Here is a 14,024-nt window from a genome sequence, read left to right as displayed (position 1 = left end):
CACATTGTCACTATCTCCAAGTTTTGAGTCTTTGTTTTATCACTTTGCCCCATTTTTCCAACATATTTATAAATAATTCCATTTGGATAGGCTTGCTGATATAATCATCCATACCAGCCTCTTCACACTCTATTCTACTTTCTTGTAAAGCATTTGCTGTCATTGCAATGATTATGGGTTGTTCAATATTTTGAGTCCTTATTTGGGTGGTTGTTTGTAAACCATCCAATTTTGGCATTTGCACATCCATCAATATAACTTGGTATTCTTTTTTAGAAATTGCTTCTAATACTTCTTCGCCATTTTCGGCCAAATCTGCTTCAAAACCTAATTTACTCAAGAGTCTTAAGGCAAATTTCTGATTCATCTTATTGTCTTCTGCAACTAAAATTTCCATTGGAAACTCTTTTGCAAAATCGACAGAAAGTCTATTTTCAGATTTTTTTTCAGCATTTTTTTCTACCAATATCGGTACTACTTTCGGTGCTAATTCATTATGAATGGTTCGGCATAAAATATGTTGTTTGACAGGTTTTGTCAAAACCGAGCAAAACAAATCTGGATGCTCTTTGTAATACGTATCAGCAATAGAGCTTAGTGAAATAATCGGTAGTTGAGGATTAATTTTTTTAATTTCTAAAGCCAGTTCTAAACCATCCATGGTCGGAAATTGCATATCAGCAATGACCAAAGAATATACATGGTTTTCCTTCACGAGTTTTAAAGCTTCCTGAGGAGAATCAGTCAAAGTAGGAATCATTTTCCATCGTTCTAACTGCCCTTTCAAAATACTTAAATTGGTAATATTATCATCAATAACCAATATTGTTTTATTCTCTAAACTTTCTAAATTAAAAGGAGGAATTGAAAATGCAACCTCGCTCATCGTTGTTTTTATAGTGAAAGTAAAAGTTGTCCCTTTTCCAACTTCACTTTCAACGCTAATATCGCCTTCCATTAAATTTACTATTTTTTCACTAATAATCAAGCCAAGTCCAGTGCCACCGTACTTTCTACTTGAGGAAGAATCTACTTGAGAAAAAGCCTTAAATAACTTATCTAATTTATCTGCTGGTATTCCGATGCCCGTATCTCTAACTTTAAAACCTAATTTAACTTGATTGTTATCAAACGTTTCTTTTAAGAATACTTTAATGAAAATTTCACCTTCATCAGTAAATTTAATCGCATTTCCAATCAAATTCAGCAACACTTGACGTAAGCGTAATTGGTCACCAATGATATGAGTAGGCACATCCAAATCAATTTGATATAATAACTCAATTTTTAATTGAGCAACTTTGGCCGCAAAAACATCTAATGTTTCTTCGATACAATTTCTTAGGTCAAAGGTTTTTTCTTCCAATTCCATCTTTCCAGATTCAATTTTGGAAAAGTCCAGAATATCATTAATCACCGTTAGAAGCCCTTCTCCACATATTTGGATGGTGTCGGTATAGCCTTTCTGCTCTTCATTTAAGTCTGTTTCTTCTAACAAAGAAGTCATACCGATAATCCCATTCAAGGGTGTACGAATTTCATGACTCATCGTAGCCAGAAAAATACTTTTAGCCCGATTAGCCATTTCAGCTTCTTCTCTTGCTTTGAGTTCTTCTATTATAGATTTATTCAGTTGCTTTGTTCTCAATTCGACCTGTTTTTCAAGACGCTTCTTGTGCATTTCTATTAAATTAAGTCGATATCTGTAGTAAAAATAAATTAAACCCAAAGCAATAGAAATTATTAGTAACCTAAACCACCAATTTTCCCAGAAAGGTGGCAAAATAATCAAAGTAAGAGATGTACCTTGTTCATTCCACAACCCATCGTTATTCGCAGCTTTTACACGAAATGTGTACGTGCCAGCGTCCAAATTAGTATAAGTTGCAGTTCGTCGATTCCCAATATAATTCCAATCTTTATCAAAACCCTCTAATTTATAAGCATAGGTATTTTTATTGGATAATGTATAGTTTAATGCCGAAAATTCAAATGAAAAAACCGATTGTTTATAAGATAACGTAATTTCTTTAGTTTCGCTGATGGGCTTAGTAAGAGGAGAGCCAGAGCCTTGCTTGCGTGAAATAATTGATTGATTAAAAACCTGAAAATCAGTAATATAAACTGGTGGGATAAAAGTATTGTCATGCAGATTTTCAGGGTAAAAAGTATTTAAGCCATCGGTTCCACCAAAGAACATTTCGCCATCTCGTGTTTGGAAAGCCGCACGAGGTTTGAATTCATTTCCTTGTAAGCCATCTGAAACACCATAATTTCTAAAAACCTTTGTAGTAGGATTATACTTGGATATACCTTTATTTGTACTTATCCAAAGATTGCCTTTTTTATCTTTTAAAATACTGTGAATCAGGTTATTTGCTAATCCATCCTTATCGGTTATTGTCTGAAATTTCTTTGTTTTCAAATTAAACAAACCTAATCCATCCATTGAACCTATCCACAAATAACCTTTTCCAGCCTCAACAATTGTCTGTACATTATTATTACTCAAACTTTCTTTATCGGCAGGGTTATTGACATAATGGGTAAATGTTTTTGTTTTTTTGTTAAAATAATCCAAACCGTTTTCGGTACCTACCCACAAATTACCTTCTTCATCTTCCCACAAAGCCTTCACATAATTATCACAAATACTGGTAGGGTCATTTGGATTGTGCATATATGATGTAAAGCGATTTGTTTTTCGGTCATAATAGTTTAAACCGCCTGTCCAAGTGCCTAACCAAAGATTTGTATCTTTACTTTTGAGAATAGTAAACACACTTGAAGCAGATATACTATTTGGGTCTTTACTATTCTGTAAGTGATGCGTAAATTGCCCTGTTTTCTTGTTGAACAAATCAAAACCACCCAAATATAAACCTACAGCTAAAATATCTTTTTCTACTTCAATTACCGACACCACATAATCTGAACCAATACTATTCTTATCATTGGGATTTTTCTTATAGGCTGCAAAAGTTTTATTCTTTCTATTAAAATAATTCAATCCACCACCGTCAGTACCCAACCAAATTTCATTGTCTGATTCTCCAGCGATTGATAAGATGATGCTTGAATTCAGTCCTTTTTTTTCTTGCTTATAAAGCGTAAACTTTTTACCAAATTTTGGCAAGAAATTTATTCCTCCCGAATATGTTCCCACCCACATATTTCCAATATCGTCTAAATAGATACTATAAACTGAGTTGTTACTAAGGCTATTATTATCGTTGATATCATACTCAACGGTTGTAAATTTATTGTTTTTCTCATTATACAAACTTAAACCCCCATTTTCTGTCCCTATCCACAAATTCCCTTCATTGTCATTCATGAAAGAAAGGATAGTATTAAAAGCAAGGCTTTGGGGGTTTTTGGGATCATGTTTAAAAGTTGTAAACGTATTATCATTTGCATTATATTTTGAAATACCACCCTTCGTAGTACCAATCCAAAGGTTCTGATTTATATCTTTGTATATGGCTCTAACCCAATTCGAACCAATGGTTTTTGGATTTTTAGGGTCATTGAAAAACTGCGTAAATTGTTTTTTATCAAAATCAAATTTGTTCAATCCATTTCTTGTTCCAACCCAAATGTTACCAAATTTATCTTCTCCTATTTGAAAAATAAAATCACTGCTCAAACTATTTGGTTGGTTTGAATGGTGTTGAAAAAGGGTAAAAGTTCCTTTTTGAACATTAAGTAAATAAAGGCCTGTGGTGGTTCCTAACCAAATTCGATGCTTGCTGTCTTGAAAAATATCACGTATAGATAATTTTGTATTTTCGCTAAAAAAATGAGAAAAACTATCTGTTCCTCGGTCAAATTTATTTAATCCACTGGCAGTAGCTACCCATAAATTTCCCTGATTATCTTCTAAAATATCATATACATAATTATCATTGAGGGTCGAATGGTCAGTGTGTGAGTGCTTGTATGTAGTAAAACGATAACCGTCATACTTATTTAGCCCTTCTTCCGTTGCAAACCACATAAAACCTTGTCTATCTTTAAGAATTGCACTAACATGGCTTTGAGAAAGTCCTTCGTTCGTAGAAATCCGCATAAACGAAAACTTCTGGTTTTGTGCCCATGATGAATGAAGGCAAAATAATAAGTAAAAGAAAAGGAAGGAATATTTCATAGGTAAGAAAGCAGGCATTAATAAGGAAAACATTAATAATAAACTCAATAGCACGCACTTTCTAAAAAAAGCAAGGCAAATTTATTTCTAAGACACAAAGTTAAAAGATAAACCAAAAATATAACATTTATCAGGAAAAATATAGCAAAAATTATGCCAAGCGTACTGTTCTAATTCTCTTCTGAGCGTATTGATAAGAAAATATAAATGTGTTTTTAATATGAAATATTTTGTTGTCTTTATTAGTGTATAAATCATTTAATTTGGCCGATTAATTCCTCCTCATAGGAAGATTAAAATTAGTTTTTCTTAGTAAAATATTCGACTACCTTGAGAACAAGATATATTCTTTGCAATAGTCAAAACTAAAAACATTGTAATACTAATTCATTCATGGCGGTTCAATAATTGTAATATGCACTATATTATACGTAAATATTCTTTAATAAAATTTCATTTCTAAAAAATAATGTCTTTGTTTATCAACTCTTTTACATTATTAATGAACTGAGCATAAATTTCAACAAATAGGTGTTTTACTAAGCTAAAATACTTTTTTTTGACTAAATTTGAACAATCATAAACTAAACTTACCAATGAAAAAAACCTTAACCACCTTATTAGCAATTTCTTATGGATTAGCTTTCGGGCAATCTTCTCTAAAACCAAGAATTAATGCAGGAGCTGATGCTATTGAAAAAAAAGTTATTACTTGGCGTCGTGATTTTCACCAAAATCCTGAATTAGGCAATATGGAGTTTCGCACATCAAATATCGTTGCCGACCATCTGCGTTCATTGGGTATAGAAGTACAAGAAAATGTGGCCGTAACAGGTGTAGTTGGAATTTTGAAAGGCGGAAAACCTGGCCCAGTAGTAGCTCTTCGTGCTGATATGGATGGACTTCCTGTAACCGAAAGAGTTGATATTCCATTCAAATCAACTGTTAGTACCATTTATAATGGCCAAAAAACAGGCGTTATGCACGCTTGTGGTCACGATTCTCACGTAGCTATTTTAATGGGAGTTGCCGAAGTATTAGCTTCGATGAAAAGCGAAATAGCGGGAACAGTTAAATTTTTGTTTCAGCCTGCAGAAGAGGGCGTTTATGACCCAAAACTTTTGAAAAATGGAAAATCAGGTGCTGAATTAATGGTCATGGAAGGTGTTATGGAAAATCCAAAAGTTGATGCAGTTTTTGGCTTGCACATTAGTTCAGTTACCGAAGTCGGCACTATTGGCTACCGTCCAGGTGCTACTATGGCGGCCGTTGACCAACTGGCTATAAAAATAAATGGGAAACAAACACATGGTGCGAATCCTTGGTCTGGTATCGACCCAATCACCACGGCTTCACAAATCGTAATGGGTTTGCAGACAATTGTTAGCCGAAATGTAAATATTACAGAAAACCCAGCAATCGTAACAGTTGGGGCAATTCATGGTGGAATTCGCCAAAATATTATCTCAGAAAACTTAGATATGATTGGCACAATCAGAACTTTTGGAACTGAACAACGAGAATTGGTTCATCGTAGAATTAAAGAAGTAGCTACAAATATTGCAGAAAGTGCAGGTGCAAAAGCTGATGTTACTATCGACACTGGTTATCCAGTAACGTATAATGACCCAGCTTTGACTGAAAAAATGATTGCTTCGGTTGAAGGCGTTGCAGGAAAAGAAAATGTAAAAGTACAGCCAGTACAAACTGGAGCAGAAGATTTTAGTTTCTTCCAACAAAAAGTACCAGGATTCTTCTACTTTTTAGGAGGAAAACCAAAAGGAAGCACCACTCCTGCCCCACACCATACACCAGATTTTTATATCGACGAATCAGGTTTTACACTCGGTATCAAATCTTTAGCTGCTTTGACAGTAGATTACATGGAAATGAATGCTCCAAAAGATAATCAAGCAACAGCCATCGGTAACAAAAAAGCAAAAAAGAGTAAATAATTAGACCATAGTCAACAGTCCACGGTCAATTGTCTTTCAAACCGTGGACTGCCAACTATTGACCATCGACTAAAAATGTCTGCAGAAATTATTGAATTATATCAAGGGAATTTGGATGAAAGAAAACTTCGTCAGATAGTGGAATGCCTTAAAAATGGTGGAATCATCATTTATCCGACTGATACTGTCTATTCGATGGGCTGTGATATTTTCAATACCAAAGCAGTAGAGAAATTGAGTAAAATCAAAGGAATAAAACTGCAACATAATAATTTTTCGATTGTTTGCCATGATTTAAGTAATATTTCAACTTATGCCAAAGTTTCAAATAATACATTCAGGCTTTTAAAAAGAGCTTTACCTGGCCCTTTTACATTTATTCTTCCTGCAACAAGCGATTTACCCAAAACGCTTCAAACTAAACGTAAAACAATTGGTATCAGAATTCCTGACCACGAAATTCCTTTAAAAATTATTGAAATGTTGGGTAATCCAATCATCACAACTTCAGTAAAAGATGACATTGATGATATTTTAGAATACCCTAACGAAATTGAAGTAATTTACTCGCAGAATGCCGAAAAAGTTGATATTATTATTGATGGAGGCTGGTGTGGAATCGAACCTTCAACCGTAGTTTTGGCAGTTGATGACGACTTTGAAGTAATACGTGAAGGCGTGGGAGATTTGAGCGAGTTTTTGTAATGTATTTGTAGTCTGAGGAACGCTTCTCAAACTGTGTTAAAAAGCTTTAAGTTGTGCCACATCTATGAGATGTGGCACAACTGTTTTTAATGAGTTATGTATTCTTCAACCTCTTCCACCTCAACTAACATTTTATCATTTATCGAAGATAAACTTACCTGCTTTGTTTCGTTGATGAGCATTGGGTCGTATTTGGCAGTTACACGCACGTAATTTTCTGTCCATCCGTGCATATTTCCCTCTTCAATATCTTCTTCAAAAAGCACCGAAAATTTCTTTCCGATTTGACTTTCATAAAAATATCTTTTTTTCTTATCTGATAAAATATGAAGCATTTTTGAGCGTTCGGCACGTTTGTTTTGTGGCACAGTAGGCTTAATGGAAATTGCCGTTGTGTTTGGCCTTTCCGAATAAGTAAATACGTGTAAATAACTGATATTCAATTCATTCAAGAAATTATAGGTTTCCAAAAACTCTTCTTCAGTTTCGCCTGGATGTCCAACAATTACATCAACACCAATGCAACAATCTGGCATTAATTGTTTGATTTTATTGACTCTTTCAACATAAAGTTCACGTTTATAACGGCGTTTCATCAATGCCAAAACCTTACTCGAACCCGATTGCAATGGAATATGAAAATGAGGTACAAATCTCTTTGATTTTGCTACAAATTCAATAATATCATCAGTCAGAAGATTAGGTTCGATACTCGAAATGCGGAATCTTTCAATTCCTTCAACTTCGTCTAATTCTTTAATCAAATCAAAGAAAGTTTCAACTCTGATACCATTCTGTAAGCCAAAATCACCGATATTTACTCCTGTTAATACTATTTCTTTTACACCACTCTGTGCAATTTCTTTCGCAGCCTTTACCACATTTGCTATCGAATCAGAGCGACTTTTTCCACGAGCCAATGGGATTGTACAGTACGAACAAGGGTAATCGCAACCATCTTGCACTTTTAAAAAAGTACGAGTACGGTCATTAAGGGAATAAGATGTATGATAATCAACGGCTTCTTCAATTTTAGAATTGAAAATTGTCGCTTTTTCAGACTTTTCACGAGGTTCTTTTACAAAATCGCCCAATAAATCTACCAAACGAAATTTTTCAGCTGCACCTAAGACGGCATCAACACCTTCAATTTCCGAAATTTCTTGCGGTTTTAGCTGTGCATAGCAACCAATAATTGCCACATAACCATCAGGATTTACACGGTTGGCTTCTTTGACAATTTTTTTACATTTTTTGTCAGCGTTTTCTGTGACCGAGCAAGTATTGATAATAAATATATCTGGAGTTTCATTAAATTCTACCTTCTGATACCCACGACTTTCAAACATTCGTCCGATTGTCGAAGTTTCTGAATAATTTAATTTACAACCCAGTGTATAAAATGCTACTTTTTTCATGTTTCAAATGATTAAGGAAGTCTTCACTTCGAGTGAAAACTTCCTTTTTCTCTTTCAAACTACAAAGTTAGCTAAAAAACAGTTCGTTTTTAGCAGAAAATCTGATTTTCGATATTCAGCAAAAACAAAAAATGTATTATTCCAAGAAGAATTATAAACAAACTTTTCTTATTCCATGAATCTCAGATTTTGAAGTTTTCTAATGTTTTATTTCTCGCATTCTTCATTTAATTGAATTAATTTTGCGTTTTCAAAAACCTCTACAAAATAGCAACAAAATGATTCATTTCTTCGGAAGCCAAGACACAGTATTTGCGGTTCAAACGCAAGACAACCTTTCAAATGAAGACATCAAAAAACTCCTTTGGCTTTTTAATAGCCAAGCAGACCACAAATACACGCTTACAAATACCAAAGACGCTTCATTAAACGACTATTTTGTTGGCCCACGTGCTGCAATGATTACACCTTGGAGTACGAATGCCGTAGAAATCACTCAAAATATGGGAATTTCGGGCATTATTCGTATCGAAGAATTTAAAACTGTTACAGAAGATTTTACGGGCTTCGACCCAATGCTTTCGCAGAAATATACTCAGCTTAATCAGACAATTTATACCATTAATATTAAGCCTGAACCAATCATTGAAATCGAAGATATTGCTGCTTACAATAAACAAGAAGGGCTTTCGCTCAGTGTTGAAGAAGTTGAGTATTTAAATAACCTTTCTACAAAACTGGGCAGAAAATTAACCGATTCTGAAGTATTTGGTTTCTCACAAGTTAATTCAGAACACTGCCGCCATAAAATTTTCAATGGAACATTTGTCATTGATGGAGTAGCGAAAGAGACTTCACTTTTCAAATTAATCAAGAAAACATCCGAAACCAATCCAAATGATATTGTTTCAGCATATAAAGATAATGTTGCCTTCGTAAAAGGGCCGAAAGTAACGCAATTTGCTCCTTTAAGTGCCGATAAACCAGATTTTTATGCTGAAAAAGAATTTGATTCTGTGATTTCTTTAAAAGCAGAAACGCATAATTTCCCGACAACAGTTGAGCCTTTTAATGGTGCTGCTACTGGTTCGGGAGGTGAAATTCGTGACCGTTTGGCTGGTGGAATTGGTTCTTTACCCTTGGCAGGAACAGCAGTTTACATGACTTCATATTCTCGTTTGGAAGAAAACCGCCCGTGGGAGAAAGGTATGTCAGAACGCCCGTGGTTGTACCAAACTCCAATGGATATTTTGATAAAAGCCTCAAATGGTGCTTCTGATTTTGGTAATAAGTTTGGACAGCCGCTCATCACTGGCTCGGTTTTGACATTTGAACATGAGGAAGATGCACGAAAACTTGGTTTCGATAAAGTAATCATGATGGCGGGTGGAATTGGCTACGGGAAAGCCGAACAAGCTATTAAACAAAAACCAAGTGTTGGTGATAAAGTAGTAATTCTCGGCGGTGAAAACTACCGAATCGGTATGGGTGGTGCAGCGGTTTCTTCAGCAGATACAGGTGCTTTTGGTTCAGGAATTGAGTTAAATGCCATTCAACGTTCAAATCCAGAAATGCAAAAACGTGCTGCTAATGCCATTCGTGGCTTGGTTGAAAGTGACCACAACCCAATCGTTTCGATTCACGACCACGGTGCAGGTGGACACCTCAACTGTTTGTCTGAATTAGTAGAAGAAACAGGCGGTTTGATCGATTTGGATAAATTACCAGTTGGCGACCCTACCCTTTCGGCCAAAGAAATTATTGGAAATGAATCGCAAGAAAGAATGGGCCTTGTGATTGGAGAAAAAGATATTGAAACCCTCAAACGCATTGCCGACCGTGAACGCTCGCCGATGTATGAAGTGGGTGATATTACAGGAAGCCATCGTTTTACGTTTGAATCAAAATCGACTGGTATAAAACCAATGGATTTTGCGATTGAAGATATGTTTGGTAGTTCGCCAAAGTTCATCATGGACGACAAAACTGTAGAACGAAACTATTCAGATTTAGTATATTCTACCGAAAACATAGCTATTTACTTAGACCAAGTACTTCAACTCGAAGCCGTTGCGTGTAAGGATTGGCTGACCAATAAAGTTGACCGTTGTGTAGGCGGAAGGGTTGCAAAGCAGCAATGTGCGGGGCCTTTACAACTGCCTTTGAACAATGTTGGTGTTATGGCTTTGGACTTTAAAGGAAAGGAAGGAATTGCCACAACAATCGGTCATTCGCCTGTATCGGCTTTGGTTGACCCAGTTGCTGCTTCTCGAACCGCCATTGCAGAATCATTATCAAATATTGTTTTTGCCCCTTTGAAAGAAGGATTAAAATCAGTATCACTTTCAGCAAACTGGATGTGGGCTTGCAAAAATGAAGGTGAAGATGCTCGACTTTATGAAGCAGTAAAAGGTTGTTCAGATTTTGCCATTGAACTCGGAATTAATATTCCAACAGGAAAAGATTCGCTTTCGATGAAGCAAAAATATCCAAATGATGAAGTGATTGCCCCAGGAACGGTGATTATTTCCGCAGGTGGAAATTGTTCAGATATTACAAAGGTTGTTGAGCCAGTTTTAAAAAGAAACGGTGAAAATATTTATTATTTGAACCTGTCGCAAGATTCGTTTAAATTGGGTGGAAGTTCTTTCGCTCAGATTTTGAATAAAGTTGGTAGTGAGGTACCTACAATCAAAGATGCAGAATATTTCAAAAAAGCTTTCAATACACTACAAGATTTGATTAAAGCAGATAAAATTTCAGCAGGACATGATGTTGGTAGTGGTGGTTTGATTACGACTTTGCTCGAAATGTGTTTCGCTGAAGTAAATCTCGGTGCAACGATTGATTTGAGTAATTTGGGAGAAACTGACCTTGTGAAAGTATTATTTGCTGAAAATATTGCAGTTGTAATTCAAGCAAGTGAAGAAATTGAGTCTGTTTTTGCTGAAAATAATATTGAGATTTTCAAAATTGGTTCTACTTGTGACGGAACTGAATTAAACATAAATCAGCTAATATTTAACATTCCTCAGCTAAGAGATACTTGGTATAAAACTTCTTTCTTACTTGATTCCAGACAGGCTAAAAACGGAGTTTCAGCTGAAAGATACAATAATTATAAAAATCAACCATTGAAGTTTACTTTCCCAACTCAATTTGATGGAAAAAAACCAGTAATTGATGCGAGCAAACCGAGACCAAAAGCAGCTATTATTCGTGAAAAAGGCAGTAACTCTGAGCGAGAAATGGCGAATGCTATGTATTTGGCCGGTTTTGATGTAAAAGATGTTCACATGACCGATTTAATTTCTGGTCGTGAGACGCTCGAAGATATACAGTTCATTGGTGCGGTTGGTGGATTCTCTAATTCGGATGTTTTAGGTTCGGCAAAAGGCTGGGCTGGAGCATTTTTATACAACGAAAAAGCAAATACAGCACTCAAAAATTTCTTTGAACGTGAAGATACACTTTCGGTTGGTATTTGTAATGGTTGCCAGCTGTTAATGGAGTTGGAATTAATTAACCCTGAACACGAAATTCATGGCAAGCTCCACCACAATAAATCTCATAAACACGAAAGTATTTTTACTTCGGTGAAAGTGCAGAAAAATAATTCAGTAATGCTTTCGACACTCGAAGGTGCAACTTTGGGAGTCTGGGTCTCGCACGGAGAAGGGAAATTCAATCTTCCCTATTCAGAAGACCAATATAATATTGTAGCAAAATACGGTTACGCCGAATATCCAGCCAATCCAAACGACTCGGATTATAATACTGCCATGATGTGTGATAAAACTGGACGTCATTTAGTAATGATGCCTCACATTGAACGTTCAACATTCCCGTGGAATTGGGCAAATTATCCTGAACGCAAGAATGATGAAGTTACACCATGGTTAGAAGCTTTCGTGAATGCCCGTAAGTGGGTTGAGGCAGTGAAGTAATTATACATATTTTCATAAGTTGTTTAACGTCGGCAGCGTTTTGAACGCTGCCGACGTTTTTTATATCGGTAAATTCGGAAGTTTGTTCACAGATATAAATACAAAAACCCCACGACAGAGTCATGGGGCTTTGTGAACAAAATATTATTCGAAAAAAAGTCTTTATTATTAAGCCGGTACTTTGGCTGTTTTAACAGTTTTGATGATACGAGCTGCAACTTTGTACGGGTCAGCAGCTGAGTTTGGACGACGGTCTTCCAACCATCCTTTCCAGCCTTTTTGTACAGCTGCAATCGGAATACGGATTGATGCACCACGGTCAGAAACACCATAAGAGAATTTATCAATTGATTGTGTTTCGTGTTTGCCTGTCAAACGTAAGTGGTTATCTGCACCATAAACAGCAATGTGTTCTTTTACGAAAGGAGCAAATGCTTGACAAACTGCATCGTAATCTTCTTTTTTACCTGAAGTTCTCAACAAGGTGTTTGAGAAGTTAGCGTGCATACCTGAACCATTCCAGTCTGTATCGCCTAATGGCTTACAGTGCCAGTTAATAGCTACGCCATATTTTTCACCAATTTTTTCTAATAAATAACGGCCAATCCACATTTCATCACCTGCTTGTTTTGCACCTTTAGCAAAACCTTGGAATTCCCACTGACCAGCAGCAACCTCAGCATTGATACCTTCAATGTTAAGACCCGCTTGTAAACAAACTTCAAGGTGTTCTTCAACCATGTCACGACCAAAAGCATTGGCTGCACCAACTGAACAATAATATTGTCCTTGTGGAGCTGGGTAACCTGTTGCTGGGAAACCAAGTGGTTTATTAGTTTCTGGATTCCACAAGAAATATTCTTGCTCAAAACCAAACCAGAAATCATTATCTTCATCATCAATGGTAGCACGACCGTTAGATTCGTGAGGCGTTCCATCTGCATTCAAAACTTCACACATTACTAAGAAGCCTGTACCAAGACGAGTTGGGTCTGGACAAATGAATACTGGCTTCAATAAACAGTCAGAAGAACCACCTTCGGCTTGTTGTGTAGATGAACCATCAAAAGACCACATTCCGCAATCTTCTAATTTTCCACTGAAGTCTTTTTCAATTTTAGTTTTGCTGCGAAGGCTTTGTGTTGGTTTGTAACCATCAAGCCAAATGTACTCTAATTTTGCTACTGGAACGTTTGCCATTGTTGTAATTTTTTAATGTATTGCGGTTATCAATCAAAGAATATGATACAAATATATAATACGAAAACAATATATTATTCTTCAAAAGGCAATTATTTTAGTGGAATATTCTAAATTCTTTATAAAGTACAACTTTTTGTAGGATTTGTTTGGTTTTGTTATTTTTCTAAGGTAACATCTAAGCCAATTATTTAAAAAACTTGCATTTTTTTTGCAAATACCTACACCATTTCAAACCTATTTATTGAGTATTTGAAATATTAATGAGTATTTACACTCAAATTTAAACCTATATTGAACGAAATCAAATTTTTATATAGTATAAATATTCTCAGAAATCAATTCTTAATTGTTTTCTGTTTTCAATAAAAAAGTCACAGGCTTTTCAACCTGTGACTTAATTTTAACGCTCTTCTTCCTCAGACTCCTCTTCACCCTCACTACTTCCTTCCTCCTCTTCGCTTTCTTCTTCTTCCTCTTCACTTTCCTCTTCTTCGTACTCTTCTTCCCCTTCACTTTCCTCTTCTTCATACTCTTCTTCTTCCTCTTCTTCTTCCTCTTCTTCTTCCTCCTCTTCTTCTTCTTCCTCCTCTTCTTCCTCCTCTTCTTCCTCTTCTTCCTCTTCTTCCTCTTCTTCCTCTTCTTCCTC

General features: G+C 35.7%; 7 protein-coding genes. 3 read left to right on the top strand and 4 right to left on the bottom strand.

Translation table 11 applies throughout. From position 1 onward, the window contains the following. Window positions 1-10: 10 nt before the first annotated feature. Entirely contained in the window at window positions 11-4,072 is a 4,062-nt protein-coding gene (locus A6M55_RS03430; protein WP_064196475.1) for a hybrid sensor histidine kinase/response regulator, read from the bottom strand. A 674-nt stretch (window positions 4,073-4,746) separates the two neighbouring features. On the opposite strand from A6M55_RS03430, the gene A6M55_RS03425 reads away from it, so the two are divergent. Together A6M55_RS03425 and A6M55_RS03420 are read left to right on the top strand one after the other, a co-directional pair. Next, window positions 4,747-6,105, top strand: coding sequence for an amidohydrolase (locus A6M55_RS03425; RefSeq protein ID WP_064196474.1), 1,359 nt, complete (start codon window positions 4,747-4,749; stop codon window positions 6,103-6,105). 75 nt (window positions 6,106-6,180) lie between these two features. Further along, window positions 6,181-6,810 (top strand): L-threonylcarbamoyladenylate synthase, encoded by a 630-nt coding sequence (locus A6M55_RS03420; protein WP_064196473.1) that lies wholly within the window; start codon window positions 6,181-6,183, stop codon window positions 6,808-6,810. A gap of 86 nt (window positions 6,811-6,896) precedes the next feature. Here A6M55_RS03420 and mtaB read toward each other — a convergent pair whose 3' ends face one another. Then, window positions 6,897-8,228 carry a tRNA (N(6)-L-threonylcarbamoyladenosine(37)-C(2))-methylthiotransferase MtaB gene (gene mtaB / locus A6M55_RS03415; protein ID WP_064196472.1) on the bottom strand — a complete coding sequence of 444 codons (1,332 nt, stop codon included), beginning with the start codon at window positions 8,226-8,228 and terminating at the stop codon, window positions 6,897-6,899. Window positions 8,229-8,506: 278 nt separating this feature from the next. Between mtaB and purL the strand changes: the two genes are divergently transcribed. Beyond that, window positions 8,507-12,175 carry a phosphoribosylformylglycinamidine synthase gene (gene purL / locus A6M55_RS03410; protein WP_064196471.1) on the top strand — a complete coding sequence of 1,223 codons (3,669 nt, stop codon included), beginning with the start codon at window positions 8,507-8,509 and terminating at the stop codon, window positions 12,173-12,175. A 168-nt stretch (window positions 12,176-12,343) separates the two neighbouring features. Here purL and A6M55_RS03405 read toward each other — a convergent pair whose 3' ends face one another. Together A6M55_RS03405 and A6M55_RS17390 are read right to left on the bottom strand one after the other, a co-directional pair. Then, a complete protein-coding gene (locus tag A6M55_RS03405; RefSeq protein ID WP_064196470.1) occupies window positions 12,344-13,375 on the bottom strand; it encodes a glutamine synthetase beta-grasp domain-containing protein in 1,032 nt (343 codons plus the stop codon). 403 nt (window positions 13,376-13,778) lie between these two features. Beyond that, window positions 13,779-14,024, bottom strand: a 246-nt coding sequence (locus tag A6M55_RS17390) for a hypothetical protein (protein ID WP_197491651.1), incomplete at its 5' end; no start/stop codon positions are given.

This window comes from Emticicia sp. MM (assembly GCF_001649495.1).
This window is presented reverse-complemented; position numbering and strand designations above follow the sequence as displayed.